The sequence below is a fragment of the Methanoculleus sp. genome (assembly GCF_036677455.1).
GTDB lineage: Archaea > Halobacteriota > Methanomicrobia > Methanomicrobiales > Methanoculleaceae > Methanoculleus.
On sequence record NZ_JAVBWL010000047.1, the window covers coordinates 1 to 14,999 of the forward strand.

The window sequence follows — 14,999 nt, forward strand, 5'->3', positions numbered from 1 at the left end:
AGCATCCGCTCCGGGAACCGGGTGGCGAGGTCGCCGCCCGGCATCGGGACGACCTCCAGGTGGGCGACCCGGTCGAGGTGCGGGACCGTCCCGCTAAAGACCTCGCCGCCCCAGATCGTGGCGTCGTCGCCGTAGCCCACGCCGTCGATCGCGATCCCGACGCACTCCTCCCGGGTCGCGGCGGCGATGTGCGCCCGGTGGTGCTGGACCGCGAGGAGTTCCGCCCCGGCCGCCTCGGCAACCTCGCGGGCGTAGCGGGTCGAGAGGAACTGGGGGTGGAGGTCGTGGACGATCAGATCGTATCGTGCGTCAAGAAGCCCCCCGATCCGCTCCGCCGTCTCCTGCAGGTAGGCGAGGGTCTGGGGGTTCCTGACGTTCCCCACGTGGGGCGAGGTGATGCAGAACCCGTTCCGGTAGACCGAGACGTTCGCGTTCAACTCCGGCCCGACACCGAGGATGGTTGCATCCCCGAGGTCGATCGCCGCCCGCTTCGGGGCAAGGCCCCGGGAGAGACGGATGATGTAGCCGTCCCGGACGACGGAGTCGTCGCACCGGTTGACGATCCGGCGATCATGGGTGAGGATGTAGTCCACCTCCTCCGAGAGCCGGCCGAGGGCGATCTCAAGATCCGTGATCATCGGGTAGCCCGGCAGGTTCGCGCTCGTCATCACCAGGAGCGGGTGGGCGAGGTGGGCAAAGAGGAGGTGGTGCAGCCCGGTGTAAGGGAGCATGCACCCGATGGTGTGGAGTCCTGATATCGCCGGGAGCGAGGTGGGGTCCAACTTTTCGAGCACCACGATCGGCCGCTCCCGGGAGTGGAGAACCCGTCGCTCCTCGTCCGAGACGACCGCTATCCGCTCCACCTCCTCTGCGGTCGCCATCACCGCGAGCGGTTGCTCCGTCCGGCCCAGGCGGCGTTTCAGCTCCCCGGCCGCCCCCTCGGTACAGGCGATGTGAAACCCCCCGATCCCCCGGATGGCGACGATCGAGCCCCCGTCGAGGAGGGCGGCCGCCTCCCGGATGGGATCGGCAGCAGCAACCGGCGTCCCATCGGCCTTAAACAGAGCGAGACGCGGCCCACAGGCGGCACAGGCGATCGTCTGGGCGTGGTGGCGCCGACAGGACGGGTCGGTGTACTCGCTCTCACAGGCACCACACATCGGAAACGCCGTCATCGACGTCCGCTCCCGGTCGTAGGGGATGGCGGTGATGATGCTGTACCGGGGCCCGCAGTTGACGCAGGACGTGGCCCAGTAACCCTCGTACCGCCCTCCCGGCGTGAAGATGTCGGTGATACAGTCGTCGCAGGTGGCAATGTCGGCCGGGATGAATCCCGAGCGGCTCCCGGAGCCGCTCTCAAGGATGGTAAACGTATCGGGCGGGGTATCGCGCAGATCCTGGACCTCCACGGAATCTATGTGAGATAACGGCGTCCCCCGGGAAACAGCCGCAAGGAACTCCTCGAAACGGTCTCCGAACGCGTGGATCTCCACCTCGCTCCCGAGGTTTTTGACCGTCCCGGTGATCCCGAATTCCCGGGCCTTTGCATGGACAAAGGGGCGAAAACCGACTCCTTGAACGATGCCCCGGATGATGATTGTGCCACGTGTACGCATTGAGTATTCAGCAAAAATTTATGGAGTTATAGAACGATATAATAATAGGGTATCGCATTGACGGGACATATTAAAATTCTCAATGATCCGGTTGAACTGGTTCCTCTTCTTATAACGTTCAATAATGCTGATTATAAAAAGATCTATGAACTCTTAAACAAAGCCTGGCTGACCGAGGAGGAGCTCGGGACCTATGCCGGGACCTCGATGGTGACCGAGTGCCTCTCCATCCTCAAGAAGGGCAACTTGATCGAAGAGCAGTGGCGGATGCCGAAGCCCGGAGAAAAGCCGACGAAGGAGTACCGTGCGACATATAGCAAGTTCCGGGCCAGCTTCCAGTGTTCTATGGGTGATATCGGGGACCTGCTGCACATCGCCATATCAAACGACGAAGGCCTCCGGACGATTGTGGATTCGGTCGAGCAGGAGATCCAGGCCGGGACCACCTCGATCAGCGACATATCCAGGAAATACGGCGTGAGCCCGACCTTCATCCGTGGGCTGGCGAAGAGGATCAACGGCCTTGACGTGAAAGGACAGGGAATGGTGTTGCTTGACCGACATCAGTGACGATCCTCTCCACCTCATTCTGCGCAGCAAACGGGAGTCGACCCGGTTCCAGATCCTGGTGGAGATCGCCGAGCACCAACCAGCCGTCCGCCAGCAGGAGATCGCCGGGAAACTTGGCGTGACGCCCCAGGCGGTCTCCGAGTACATCCGGGAGCTCGCAGACGAGGGCCTGGTCACCGCACATGGCCGGGGCCGGTACGAGGTGACGAAGAACGGGATCGAGTGGGTCCTGCGGCACGCCGAGGCGCTTGAGGCCTATGCCCGTCACGTCAACCGGGACATCATCCAGCAGGTGGCGGTCTGGACGGCCATCGCCCGTGACGAGATCCAGAAAGGGGATACTGTCGGCGTCTTTATGCAGGACGGGTGGCTCTACGCGACGAAGGAGGAGCAGAGCGCCACCGGCACCGCGACCATGGATGCGGTTCCCGGAGAGGATCTCGGTGTCGCCCGGTTAAACGGCATCATCGAGCACAGGGAAGGGCTCGTTCATGTCTGCAAGGTGCCGCGGGTCGAGCGGGGCGGCTCGCGACACGTCAGGACAGACCTTCTTCAGGAGGCCGTCCGGGACGTGGAGATGGTGGCCGCCGTCGGCCTCGAGTCCTACGTGGCCCTCCGGAAGGCAAACATCGATCCCGATATGTTCTTCGGATCCCGGGAGGGGGTCATCGAGGCGGCGTTCCACGGCCGGGAGTGCGCAATACTTATTGTTGATGAGGAGTTTACCGACTTCCTCAAGCGACTGGAGACGGTGGGGCTCACCTATACGATCCACGACCTGATCGCGCCATGAAGGTTATCGTCCAGCCCCAGAAAGGCACGTATAAACTGTTGTTCGTTGAAGGCGGCCGTGTCGAGGGCTCGGGTTTCGTCGACCTGATCGCGACCCCGAAGGGCCAGCGGCCCAAGAACTTCAAGATGCGCCGGCGCGGTAAACAGCTCAAGCCCACCCCGACCCGTGACCTGATCACGCTCTTGCGCCGGTCTTCAGTCCAACTTGCGGGGAAGAGCCCGGAGTTTGAGTCGTTCCTTGCCGACCTCCAGATCGCGTCTTCGCGGATCAACATCTGCCGGCTCTGCCAGCTCGAGGATCGATTCGTTCCCGTCGACAAAACGACGGGTGTCCGCTACGGCGGCGAGTGGATCTGCATGGACTGCGCAAAGCGTGAAATGCGCCGGGAGCTCGGCTACCTGGGCAAATTCGGCGGCTCCGTCCTGGTCCACCTGGAGAAACTCCTTACCCAGGTCCGTGACCTCGATCGGGTGCTGGCATCGGTGGGCCCCGAGCACCCCGACCGGAAGCGGACCCTCTTTGACCGGCTCGAGGCGCATGAGGTCCAGAAGACCTCCCATATCACCGAACTCCCGCTGCCCCCCGCGTTTGCGAAAGCTTCCGGGGTCGAGCACCTGATGCCCGTCCAGCAGCTCGCCGTTCAGGACGGCCTCCTCGAGGGGCAGCACCTCCTCGTCGTCTCCGCCACCGCGAGCGGCAAGACCTTCATCGGCGAGATGGCCGGGATGAAGAACTTCCTCGAAGGACGGGGGAGGATGCTCTTCCTGGTCCCGCTGGTCGCGCTCGCCAACCAGAAGTACCAGCGGTTCCGCGACCGCTACGGTCACCTGGTGAGGGTCACCCTCCAGACCGGGATGAGCCGCCTCAACCTCCCCGAGACCCGTCCGGCAGGAGAACGGGACGTCCATGCTCCCGTCGTGGTGGGGACCTACGAGGGGATCGACCACGCCCTCCGGACGGGGAGATCCTTGAAGGACATCGGGACCGTCGTGATCGACGAGGTCCAGATGCTCGAGGACCCCGATCGGGGTCATCGTCTCGACGGGCTGATCGCCCGGCTCAAGCATATCGCCCCGGAAGCCCAGTTCCTCTACCTCTCGGCCACGATCGGGGCCCCGGGGCTGCTCGCCGAGAAACTCCGGGCGAACCTGGTCCGCTACGCGGACCGGCCGGTTCCGCTCGAACGGCACCTCATCTTCGTGGAACGGTCCAAGAAGATCGGGTTCATCAAACAGGTGGCCGCCGAAGAGTACAAGATCAGGTCATCGAAGGGCTACCGGGGCCAGACGATCGTCTTCACGAACTCCCGGGCCCGCTGCCACGTCATCGCCGACTCTCTCGGCAAGAACGCCGCCGCTTACCACGCGGGGCTGACCGCCCAGGAACGCCGGGACGTGGAGCGTCGGTTTACGAACGGCGAGATCGCGACCGTCGTGACCACGGCGGCGCTCGCCGCCGGCGTCGACTTCCCGGCGTCCCAGGTGATCTTCGACGCCCTTGCGATGGGCATCCAGTGGCTCACCGTCCAGGAGTTCCACCAGATGATGGGCCGGGCGGGCCGGCCCGACTTCCACGACCTCGGCCGGGTGGTCATCCTTGCAGAGCCCGGCGGGTCCTACTCCCGGACGTCTGGGAAGACCGAGGAGGAGGTCGCCGTTGGTCTCCTGCGGGGCGAGATGGAGGAGGTCGCTCCCGAGTACGACATGGAGCAGAGCACGGAAGAGTTCGTGGCGAACGCCGTCGTCTGCGGCGGCGACGAGCAGGAGGTGATCCGTATGACCCACACGATGGTCGGGACGCTGGAGCCGGCCCTCCCGACGCTCCTCGACTACGGGCTGGTCCGACGGCGTGCCGGCCGGATCGAACTCACGGATATGGCCCGGGTGATGGCCGAGCACTTCATCGGCGCCGAGCGCCTGATCGAGATCAAGGACCTGGTCCGGCGGATGGACGACGCCGCCGAGGTCGTCGCGGAACTCGAGTGCGCCGAGAAGAAGGAGCCGTAGGGACGGTACCCGGACCTCCTCCGGTGGAGCAGTGAGGGTGATGGGGTCGTTCACCCGGGCCCCGGAGCCTCTCCCGCGGTGCCTTCACGAGCACTTCTCCGCATCATCACGGCGAAGACCGCCGTTCCGAGGAGGCTTATCACCCCGCTCACGTAAAAGACGGCGTCGAGCCCGATGTAGTCCATGAGGACGCCCCCCATCAACGGTGCGATGATCATGCCGATGCCGAAGACCGTGTTGTAGGCACCCATCGCGGTTCCCATCCCGAGGGTCCGGCCTGCGCCGACCGTCAGGGCCATGATGGCCGGCTGCTGGATGGCGCCCCCGACGCCCACGAGGGAGGTGAACAGGAGCAAGGGCAAAAACGACCCCGAGAGCGGGATCACACCGAGCGATACCGCTGCTACGGCCGACCCCACGACGATCAGGGCGACCTTGTTCCCGGTGTCGGTGAGCCTCCCGATCGGGACCTGGAGGAGCGCCATCAGGAAGGTGTTCGCGGAGAGGACGATGCCCACCTCGGTCGGGCTGATCGCGATCAGGGGGGCGAAGACCGGGATGAAGACCATCATGCCCCCGCGGCCGAGGGCGCTGATGAAGGTGAAGACCAGAACCCCCCGCATGACCGGCAGCGTGAAGATCTCCCACATCGGGACGGGTTCCACCTTCGGGATCTTCAGATGGCCCGGTTTTGCCTCCGGGAGCGAGACGGCGACGAGGAGCGTGGCGAACGCCGAGAGGCCGGCCATGACGTAGAAGACCGAATCCATCCCGAACGCGTCGTTTAAGAACCCACCGAGGAGCGGTCCCACCCCCATGCCGAGGAACATCGATATGGAGAAGTTCCCCATATGGCTCCCTTCCTTGCCCTTCTCCGAGAGGTCCGCGATGTAGGCCATGGCTATCGGGACGACCATGGCCGAGGCGATCCCGTGGGCAAAGCGGACCACGGTGAGGGAATAGACGCTGTCGGCGAGGATGTAGGTGAGCGAGAGGGCGGCGTAAGCGAACATGCCGATGAGGATGATCCACTTCCTCCCCCGCCTGTCCGATATCCGCCCGATGATGGGCATGAAGACCGACCGGGAGAGCGAGAAGGCCGAGAAGATGATGCCGAGCCAGATGCCGGTTGCTCCGAGGTTTTCTGCGTAGATGGGGAGGAGCGGGCTGACGACACCGAGCCCGAGCATGGTGGCAAAGACTGAGATGAATAAGACGTTGTATACTCGTTTGGCAGTATTCATGGGATAGTTACCTGATCTGGCGCCGGGGTCTCCTGACCGGTCTGCGGTGAGTTCGGTTGCGAGGAAAAAAGTTGGCGGCACTCCACCTTATACGTTCGGTAGCCGGGATCACACCCGGCGCGCGACGCAGCACCACCGGTCGTAGATGGGGTCGCGCCGGTTCTCGAAGACCTCGGTCTCCCGGTCCTCCGCGGCACACCACTCTTCCACCCGAGTTGCCTCAGCCTCCGTGCCGACGGTGATCAGTGTCTCATCGGTGAGGAGAAGGAGCTCGGTGAGGATCGACTCCCAGAGGGGCGCGTTGTACGAGTAGATCTCTCCGGCCATGAACGCGGCGCCGAGGGGCACCGGCGCGATGTAGCAGGAAGCTTCCTGGGCGTCGATGTAGATGGTATCGGCGGGCGCGAGGCGGCCCCGGGTAAGCCCGAGTGCGAGAAGCGCCGGATCGTTGTCGTAGGCGAGCGTCCGCACCCCCCCCGCCCGGAGGGCCGCGGTCCCAACACCCGAGCCGCAGCAGCAGTCGAGGCAGGGGGTTTTCGCCCGGTCGCCCCAGACCTCGGCCACCAGGTCGCGGACATTCCCCTCCCGGTCGGGGCGCAGGTCCTCATAGGCAGGGACGACATTTGCCTGGATATCGAGGCTGTAATATTCGCGAACCGCCGAGAGCCACACCTCCCGGCTCTCCTGGTAGATATCGCCGCCGACGGCCTCGAAACACTCGATCGCTTCAAGCGTCGGGTCCCGAAAGAGGAACGAAGCGGCGTGCCATCCCTCATTGTCGTGGAGCGCGAGCGCAATCGGCTCCTCCTCCTCGTCGACCAGGAGCCGGGCTTCATCCGGCTTTTCCCGGAACAGCAGGGCCGTACAGGCATCTATCGTCAGTTCCGCAAACGACGGTTCAACCAACCGGCAGCCGTCGGCCTCAAGGATCTCTGCAACCTTCATACCGTTCTCCTCTTGATCGTCAGGCCCGCCGGCGCCCGGATGACCCCGTCCACGCGGGCGTCCTCGTGCAGGGTGAGGCCACGGCAGGAGACGTTCCCGAGGATATGCGCCTCCTGCTCGACCATCACGTCGCCGTCGCTCTGGACGTCGCCGTGGATGACCGATCCTCGTGCGATGCTCGCGTCTTCCTTCACGTGGAGGCTCCCGAAGATCGTCGTCCCTTCCCGGACCGCGATCGAGCCGGCACGGATGTTCCCGTGCAGTCGGCACCCTGCCCCGATGGCCATGCTCTCCGGAACCGAGAAGGTCTGCATATTGAGGATCGCGCCGGCCGGGATCATCAGCGGCGTGGCGGCAGGGGCCTCGTCATCGCCGAAGACCTTCTGGAGGACGGCGTCGAGTTCCTCCTGTTTCTCGATCCCGAGGACGGCAACGAGGTACATCATGATGTAGATGATGACCGGCATCGGGTTCCTTATGGAGATCCAGCCCTTCGCCTCAAACCCGCGCGCGATCTGGACGTTGTCCCCGATATCGAGGTCGCCTTTGACGACCAGTTTGCCCTGGATCTTCACTCCTTCGCCGAGGTAGGCGTCCTCTTCCACGATGACGTCGCCGGCGACCTCGCACCAGTTGTCTATCCGGACGTCGCCGGCCGCAACGATGTCGCCGTCTATCTTGCTGAATTCACAGACCACGACGTCGTTTCCGGAGAGACCGTAATCGATCCGGCACCGATCGCCGATGACGATATCCAGATCGGTCTTGAGCGTTCGCTCCTGGAGTTCGGTCTGGTCCGGGAGGTTACAGACCCTGATCCAGTCGTGGTCTCCTGTTGTCTCCATTTATGGTATAATCTTCATGCCCCATACTTATGACTCTTATTGATTAGATCCAGGGCGATCGGCATGAGATCGCAGCCGCGAATGCGGTGGAGACCTCCCTCTGCACACGATACCTCGTCAAACCGGACCGTCCGGTCCACCCGGACCCCGGGACCCCTGATGACGACCGGAACGGGGTCGGCGCTGTGGTCTTTGATGGAACAGGGGGTGCTGTGGTCCGCGCAGACGACGAGCAGGGTGTCCTGGAGGTCGAGCAACGGCGCGAGCGCCGTGTCGATCACCTCGATGAAGTCCCGCTTCTGGATCCCCTTCCCGTCGTGGCCGGCCTCGTCCGCGCCCTTGATGTTCATCAGGACGAACTCCTTTCTGTCGAGTTCGCGTACGGCCGCCTTCACCTTGGCGTCGAGGTCGGAGTCGACCGACCCGGTGGTCCCCGGCACCGGGATGTGCTCAAGCCCGACGACCTTCCCGATACCGGAGATGAGGGTGGCTGCGGAGATGACACTCCCGGAGAGGCCGTAACGCTCGGAGAACTGCGGAAGCGTGCCCATCTTCCCGGCACCCCGGATCAGGAGGAGGTTTCCCGGCAGGAGGCCTTCCTCCATCCGTCGGCGGTTTTCCGGGTGGTCGGCAAGGATTTTTGCGGACTGGCGGATGAACTCGTTACAGGCCTCGGCGGTCTTTGCGTCCGCGGGATCGTCGGTGCAGGGCCGGACGGCGAGCGGCGGCACCCCCTCTTTTTTCGGGTCGTTCGAGGAGACCTTATCCCCGAGGCCGTCTCCGGTGAGAGCGAGGGCCGCACGGTGGCCGGCGCCCGACTCGAACCTGAAATTGAGGCCGAGCGGCGAGAGGTCGACGCCCTCCCGGATCGCTTCCGCGAGGGGCTCGGTCGCAGAGATCCGCCCGGCCCGGCGGTCGGTGATGCGGCCGTTTTCGTCGACCGTGGCGAAGTTGCACCGAAAACCGATCATCCCGGCGGTCATGTGGATACCGGTCCCCTCGGCCTCGAGCGGGCCCCGGCCGGTGTAGTACTCCTGCGGCGGGTAGCCGAGCAGGGCGAGGTGGGAGGTGTCGGACCCGGGGCGTATGCCGGGTCCGATGGAGTCCATGATCCCGCAGACGCCCTCCGCAGCGATCCGGTCGAGGACCGGGGTCCGTGCGGCGGCGAGAGGGGTCCGTCCGTTCAGCGCTTCACAGGGACGGTCGGAGATCCCGTCCAGCACCAGGAATAACACCTTGTGAGCAATCATCAGAACAGGTGAGATCCCGAACCCGATTATTCTTGCCGGTCCGGATCACCCGCTCCTCACCACCGCTCTCCGGTGTGCGAGGCATCGCTCGGCCTGACGGAGCGCCTCTTTTGCGAGCGCGTCGCCCTGCCTGCAGCACTCTTCCCCGCAGTCGACCATGATGAGAATGTTGGTCGTCTCGATCATATCAGCCGAGAGGCACCGGATCTCCATGGCAAAGTCATCTTCGACGGTCGTCTCCAGGCTGCCTATGAGATCGTAGATCTGGTGCGAGTAGCGGTCGAGCAGCGCGTTTGCAGCGAGGGTCCAGGTCTCGTTCACCTCCCTCTCCCGCAGGTCGGTCCACTCCCGGTGGAACTGAACGAGCACCCTCCTGATGATCCCCCGGGCCACCGTCTCACGGTCTGCCGGGGACTCACGGTCGAGCAGAACCAGTTCTTCCCGCGCACCCGGCTGCTGCTCCTTTGCCGTCATTCTTCTTCCCTCCAATTTCTGTGGAGGTATACCCGGTCATCAGGCATATACCCTTCGTGCCGCCTCAGACGGGTTCAACGCAGGGCGTTGCAAAAATGCCTGAAGTAAAAGGGGTGAGCAGCCGGCCTTATACGGCCGCGACCTGCTCCAGTTTGGACTTGGTGATCTCGACCCGGCGGATCGGGTAGATCGTCTTGACGACCTTGAAGACCTCCCGGGCCATGTCGCCGGAGACGATCTCCTTGACCAGGGTCTCGAAGTCGCTCTCCGCCGCATGGGCAGCGAGGGCCTGCGAGATCGCCTGCCGTACAGCATGGACCTGGCTCTGCTCGGCCCTCGAGAGGGTGAGACAGACGACCGTCACCCGCAGGAGCTTGCCGTCCTTGCTGACGATCGGGTGGATGGTGTCGATGCGGGATGCCCGCCGCTTGACCATCGACCGGAGGTAGTCCCGGGTCACCTCGTGCCCGATGAACTCGGTGTATGCGGCGTCGCCGGCCACGTTGTTGATCTTGAACCGCATCTTGATGTGGGACTTTGAGTAGTCCTGGACAACTTCGCCGAGTGTCGCGGTCATGACCCGACCGACCATGTTCTCGGGGTCGGCCGAGATGGTGTCGCCAATCTCAACTTTGCCGAAGGCGTCGGGTACGTAGACACGGTACCACTTCTTGGCCTTCCAGCCTTCCAGTCTTCTTCCAACCTGTTTCTTCTTTGCCATGGTATCACTTCTCTATTGATTTTAGCCCAAATTCACTCCGAAACTCCCCGTTGCTTGCCTGATGCCGCGGTGCACATCTCTTCTGCTATCGCCAGGTTCATGAGGTAGTCGTCCACCGTGGCGGTGATCGACCGGAGCCTGGTCCCGCCGATCTCGGCCCGCACCCCTCCCTCGATCGGGTAGGTCCTGATCAGGGTGAGGTTGTCGGGCTCGAGCGCAGCCGCCACGCATTCGGGACGACTGTGCGGGGTCTTTATGACGCCCTCGATCCGGGTCATGCAGGCACCTCTCTCTCGAGTTCCCGCCTGAACCGGTCCACCTGGTCGGCGTCGATCCGGGCGCCGGCCCTCCGGTGATGTCCGCCACCCTGGCCGCCGCACGCCTCCGCGACCCTCCGCATCAGCGGATCGAGGTCGAGTTCGATGCCCGGGGGGCAGCGTGCCGATATGAGGCAGTGGGGTCCATGCTCGCCGATGACGAAGACGGGCCCGCTCTGGACGAGGTCATTTGCGAGCGCATCCGCGACGTCGCTTGCGACTGCTCCGTCGTCCACCGCAAAGAGGGCGAGGTGCCCGTCAAGGCGGCGCGCCCCGCGGATGCTGGCGATGACCGCCTGCCGGTAGCGGGCGGTGATCTCCCAGGCCTCCTTGAGCGCGTGCGTCGAGCGGAGACAGAGCGATGCGCCGATATCCCCGCGCCCGGCCTTGCCACAGGCGTCGACGACGGCGGCGAGGTTCACGGCCTCGTCGATCACCTCCCGCCCGAGGCTGTAGGTGGTGCCCCATATCCCGCAGAGCGCGGAGAGCGAGGCGTCCGGTGCGGCCGTGAGCACGACCCGGGAGAGGAGGGACTCGAGGTCTACGTCGTCCTCGTCGGTGACCTGTGAGACGAGCGCCCTCGCCGCGTCGGGATCGCCCGAGAATCCCGTGAGATACGGGTTGACGGCGAGCGTGAGTTGCTCGACGAGACCCCTTCCCGGGAGGCGGAGGCCGCGGCGGGGTGTGATGAACCCGTTCGCGATACCTTCGCCGGATATGTCCCGGTTCGGGCCCTCGATCTCCTGACCGTCTCCGATGATCCCGAGGAGCGCGAGGCTTGCGAGGTCGCGATTGTCTCCCATGTGCTGGGCGACGAGGTAGGCCGCGCCGGCCGCCGAGAGGTTCCGGTCACCGTCGATTCCTGCGAGACGCGGGTTGACATGGTAGTCGCCCTCGAAGTGGGGCAGGTGGTGGTCCACCACCATCACGTCGCTGGGGAGGTCCGCGAGTGTCGACCCGAAGTCGCAGAGGAGCACGCTGCCGTCGTGCGGAATCTCGGCCGCGGTGATGCCTGCGTGGGTCCTCAGCCGGAACTGTCCGCCCTCGCGGAACATGGCGTGGCAGAGGATGGATGCGGCGGCTATGCCGTCCGCATCATGGTGCGCGAGCACCTCCACAAACTCCTGCTCGAGCAGGTGATCGGCGAGGCTGGCAGCAGCGGCATCAAGCGACATGGGGTCTCAGCGGGAAAGCAGGATCTCCGCAGTCTCCGGTTTATACGTCCAGCCTTTCGGCATCCGTCCGGACCCGACGTAGTACTTGACCAGCCTGCGCACCTTGGACTCGACGATCTGAAGTTGTCGAGCGTTGTGCACATCCTTCTTGTTCTCCGCAAGGTGCTTCCTCAACCCGAGCGCCTTCTGCATCAGGTTCCGGAGATCTTCGGGGATCTCGGACTCAAGCCCGTTCTCGCGAAGGATCTCGTTTACACGCTTGCCTGTGGCGAGCTTGACGTCAGGGACAGCGTACCTGTCCCGCAGTGCAAGACCAATCTGGCTGGTCGACATACCGTCTTTGCGGAGATCGACGATGATCTTCTCGATCTCCGTAGTGTCCGTATTGGACCACTCGGGGGCATCCTTCCGGTAAGGCCGGACGGAACCGCTGGTTCCACGACGCCGAGCATACATTCTTGCCATTCATACACCTCCGTTAGATACACTACGTAAGTCCAGAAAAGAGTCCGTTGACTGACTAATTTCTGTAATCCCGAGCCCTTACGGGCAGTGCTTCCGGGAGCACGTCGGACTTACCATAGCCAGCACATGTGGTGCTGCATCATATTCTCCGGGTAAAGGCTTAAGGGTATCGGGTGGAGTGCGGGATCCAGGATAAATCCAATTAGTGGGGGTTTATTGCGATTCAGCGCGATTATTGTTCTTTATGAAGGTGGTCCGGTCGGCTTACCGGTCCGGGAGTCCGTTCACCCGGGAGAACCTCATCTCCTGCGCCATAGCCGCCTCGATGCTCCTTGCGCTGGGTATCACGGGATATTATCTCTCCAGCGGGGTATCCGTCGTCGCCTCTCACCTCTTCTACATTCCGATCGTCCTTGTGGCCTACCGTTACCCCGACCGCGGTCTCGCGTTTGCCGGCGTGCTTGCCGTCGCCTATGTCGTGGAGGTGCTCTTCTTCATACCGGGCGACGGATTAGAGGCGCTGAACGCCCTGCTCCGCGCGGGGTTCTTTCTCATCATCGCCGCCGTTGTATCGCATCTCTCCGCCCGCCTGAATACAGGGGAGAGCCGGTACCGTGGAATCTTCGAGACGTCCGGCGCGGGGTTCTTCCTCTTCTCGCCCGAGACCGAGAATGTCGAGGAGATGAACCGCGGGTGCCTGGCGATGCTCGGGTACTCTGAGGATGAGGTCCCGTCTCTTGATCTGCGCACGATCTGGCCGGCGTATCCCGGGGATCTCGGCGCGGTCGGGATCGAAAGCCTTGACTGCGTTCTCATCCGCCGGGATGGGACGCCCTGTCCGGTCCTCCTCTCGGCCAATCTCCTTCCCGATGGGCGGACGGGCTGCGCGGTGGTCACCGGGACAACGGAACTGAAGCGCATGGAGAGCCGGCTCCGCCGGTCGGAGGAGACGTTCCGGGTCATCCTCAACACCGCCGATGTCGGGATCCTCCTCACCGATCCGGGTAAAAGGGTCATTGAAGCGAATACCGCGGCGATCCGGCTCTTCGGCGGGACCCGACGAGAGGATCTGATTGGGCGGAGCCCTGAGGACCTGATTGTTGAGGGATACCGGGAGGCAGCGCGGGCATACCGGGAACGGGTCCTCTCCGGAGAGACGCCTCCACCGGGGGAGTGCACGTTCCGCAGGCTCGACGGTACGGAGTGGGCCGCAGAGGTCTCTGCGACCCATCTGGCGCGTGACGGCGACGCCCCGGAGCGGCTGGTCATATCGGTACGGGACATCACCGAACGGCGGCGGGCAGAAGAGGAGATGCGTGAGGAGTACCGGTACCTTTCCATCGTCAACGGTGTCGTCGCCGCCGCAACTGCCTCTCGCCGGCTGAGCGACCTCCTCCAGGTCTTGATCACAAAGGCCGTCGGCCTGCTCGGATTTGATCTCGGGGTGATCTACCTGATGCGCCCCGACGGCGAGGGGGCGGTCCTCCGTGCCTGCGAGGGAGAGGGCTGGAACCTGCCGGCGAGGGTGCAGCGGGATGATCCCCTCTTTTCGGACCTTTTTCTCGCAGACGGGGTCTGCTCCATCAAAGACTGCGCGGGACGGTGCCCCGACTCCGGGTTCCGGGTTCTTATCACGGTGCCCATTCCAGGCGATGATGGGCCGGTGGGATGGATCGGTCTTGCGAGCCGTCTCCGGGAGACGATCCCTGAGAGCGAGCGCAGGATCCTGCTTGGCATCGCTGAAGAGCTCGCGAGCGCCGTCGTGAAGGGGATGCTCCGGGAGGACCTGGAGGGGGCGCTTGCCTCCGCCAACCTCTACGTGGATATCCTCACGCACGACGTCAACAACGCGAACGCTGCGGCGATGGGCTACCTGCATATCCTCCTTGAGTCGGCCACTGAGCCGGATGAAGTTTTTCTCAAAAAGTCGCTTTCGGCCGTCTACCAGAGCAGCGATATCATCCGGAACGTCTCGACGATCCGCAGGCTCAAATCCGGTCCCGTCGAACTCGGCCCGGTGAGGCTTGGGCCGGTGATCCAGGGGATCTGCAGTTACTATACCGATGCCCGCATCGCCTGCGACGGAGTTGATGCAACAGTTCTTGCCGACAACCTTATCAGTGAAGTCTTTGTGAACCTGATCGGCAACGCCACGAAGTTCGGGGGGCCGGATGTCGAGATCGCTATCGGTGTTCACGAGGAAGGAGAGCATGTCCTGGTGACGGTTGCCGATACCGGCCCCGGTATCCCTGACAGTCTCAAACCGCGTGTCTTCGGGCGTTACGAACGCGGCGATCCGCACAAGAGCGGGAAAGGTCTTGGCCTCTACATCGTCAGAACGCTTGCCGAGCGCTATGGTGGAGACGTCACCGTGAGTGATCGGGTCCCCGGCCAACCGGAGAAGGGGGCTGCGATCACGTTCACCCTGCGGCGCTCCTCCCCGGCAACGGGGGATGAGTGAGCCGAATCTTTATCTCCTCCCCGGTCAACCTGTATTGGTACCGGAGCGATAGTAGTCTAGCGGTAGGACAGGGGCTTCCCAAGCCTCTAGCCCGGGTTCGATTCCCGGCTATCGCAT

At 63.8% G+C, this 14,999-nt stretch carries 14 protein-coding genes and 1 tRNA gene; 5 read left to right on the forward strand and 10 right to left on the reverse strand.

Features of this window, described 5'->3' with window-relative positions; translation table 11 throughout:
* A partial coding sequence (gene hypF / locus V6K60_RS10940) for a carbamoyltransferase HypF (protein WP_332450559.1) occupies positions 1–1,616 on the reverse strand: 1,616 nt, incomplete at its 3' end.
* Positions 1,617–1,673: 57 nt separating this feature from the next.
* On the opposite strand from hypF, the gene V6K60_RS10945 reads away from it, so the two are divergent.
* From V6K60_RS10945 to V6K60_RS10955, 3 genes are read left to right on the forward strand one after another with little or no spacing between them, the layout of a single operon-like run.
* A complete protein-coding gene (locus V6K60_RS10945) occupies positions 1,674–2,186 on the forward strand; it encodes an ArsR family transcriptional regulator (protein ID WP_332450560.1) in 513 nt (170 codons plus the stop codon).
* Positions 2,170–2,979: a DUF7839 domain-containing protein gene (locus V6K60_RS10950; RefSeq protein ID WP_332450561.1), complete on the forward strand. Its 810-nt coding sequence runs from the start codon at positions 2,170–2,172 to the stop codon at positions 2,977–2,979. Before V6K60_RS10945 ends, V6K60_RS10950 begins: the two co-directional genes overlap by 17 nt.
* Entirely contained in the window at positions 2,976–4,985 is a 2,010-nt protein-coding gene (locus tag V6K60_RS10955; protein WP_332450562.1) for a DEAD/DEAH box helicase, read from the forward strand. The genes V6K60_RS10950 and V6K60_RS10955 overlap by 4 nt, the downstream gene beginning before the upstream one ends.
* 50 nt (positions 4,986–5,035) lie before the next feature.
* Here the strand turns inward: V6K60_RS10955 and V6K60_RS10960 are convergent, their stop codons facing one another.
* The 9 genes from V6K60_RS10960 to V6K60_RS11000 all read right to left on the reverse strand — a co-directional run bounded on the left by V6K60_RS10960 (position 5,036) and on the right by V6K60_RS11000 (position 12,421).
* Entirely contained in the window at positions 5,036–6,229 is a 1,194-nt protein-coding gene (locus V6K60_RS10960; protein ID WP_332450563.1) for an MFS transporter, read from the reverse strand.
* Between the two features lie 108 nt (positions 6,230–6,337).
* On the reverse strand, positions 6,338–7,174 hold the full coding sequence (locus V6K60_RS10965; RefSeq protein WP_332450564.1) for a hypothetical protein: 837 nt from the start codon (positions 7,172–7,174) through the stop codon (positions 6,338–6,340).
* The gene (locus tag V6K60_RS10970; RefSeq protein WP_332450565.1) at positions 7,171–8,019 is read right to left on the reverse strand and encodes a polymer-forming cytoskeletal protein; all 849 of its coding nucleotides are present in this window, start codon (positions 8,017–8,019) and stop codon (positions 7,171–7,173) included. Before V6K60_RS10970 ends, V6K60_RS10965 begins: the two co-directional genes overlap by 4 nt.
* Positions 8,020–8,033: 14 nt before the next feature.
* Positions 8,034–9,269, reverse strand: coding sequence for a 2,3-bisphosphoglycerate-independent phosphoglycerate mutase (locus tag V6K60_RS10975; protein ID WP_332450566.1), 1,236 nt, complete (start codon positions 9,267–9,269; stop codon positions 8,034–8,036).
* A 45-nt stretch (positions 9,270–9,314) separates the two neighbouring features.
* Entirely contained in the window at positions 9,315–9,743 is a 429-nt protein-coding gene (locus V6K60_RS10980) for a hypothetical protein (RefSeq protein WP_332450567.1), read from the reverse strand.
* A 127-nt stretch (positions 9,744–9,870) separates the two neighbouring features.
* Entirely contained in the window at positions 9,871–10,464 is a 594-nt protein-coding gene (locus V6K60_RS10985; protein WP_332450568.1) for a 30S ribosomal protein S3ae, read from the reverse strand.
* A gap of 32 nt (positions 10,465–10,496) precedes the next feature.
* Positions 10,497–10,742 carry a KEOPS complex subunit Pcc1 gene (locus tag V6K60_RS10990; RefSeq protein WP_332450569.1) on the reverse strand — a complete coding sequence of 82 codons (246 nt, stop codon included), beginning with the start codon at positions 10,740–10,742 and terminating at the stop codon, positions 10,497–10,499.
* Positions 10,739–11,956: a DHH family phosphoesterase gene (locus V6K60_RS10995; protein WP_332450570.1), complete on the reverse strand. Its 1,218-nt coding sequence runs from the start codon at positions 11,954–11,956 to the stop codon at positions 10,739–10,741. The genes V6K60_RS10990 and V6K60_RS10995 overlap by 4 nt, the downstream gene beginning before the upstream one ends.
* Positions 11,957–11,962: 6 nt before the next feature.
* Positions 11,963–12,421, reverse strand: coding sequence for a 30S ribosomal protein S15 (locus tag V6K60_RS11000; RefSeq protein ID WP_332450571.1), 459 nt, complete (start codon positions 12,419–12,421; stop codon positions 11,963–11,965).
* A 244-nt stretch (positions 12,422–12,665) separates the two neighbouring features.
* Here V6K60_RS11000 and V6K60_RS11005 point away from each other — a divergent pair, with 244 nt between their 5' ends.
* Both V6K60_RS11005 and V6K60_RS11010 read left to right on the forward strand, forming a co-directional pair.
* The gene (locus tag V6K60_RS11005; RefSeq protein WP_332450572.1) at positions 12,666–14,882 is read left to right on the forward strand and encodes a sensor histidine kinase; all 2,217 of its coding nucleotides are present in this window, start codon (positions 12,666–12,668) and stop codon (positions 14,880–14,882) included.
* 45 nt (positions 14,883–14,927) lie between these two features.
* A tRNA-Gly gene (locus V6K60_RS11010) sits at positions 14,928–14,998 on the forward strand.
* Position 14,999: the final 1 nt, after the last annotated feature.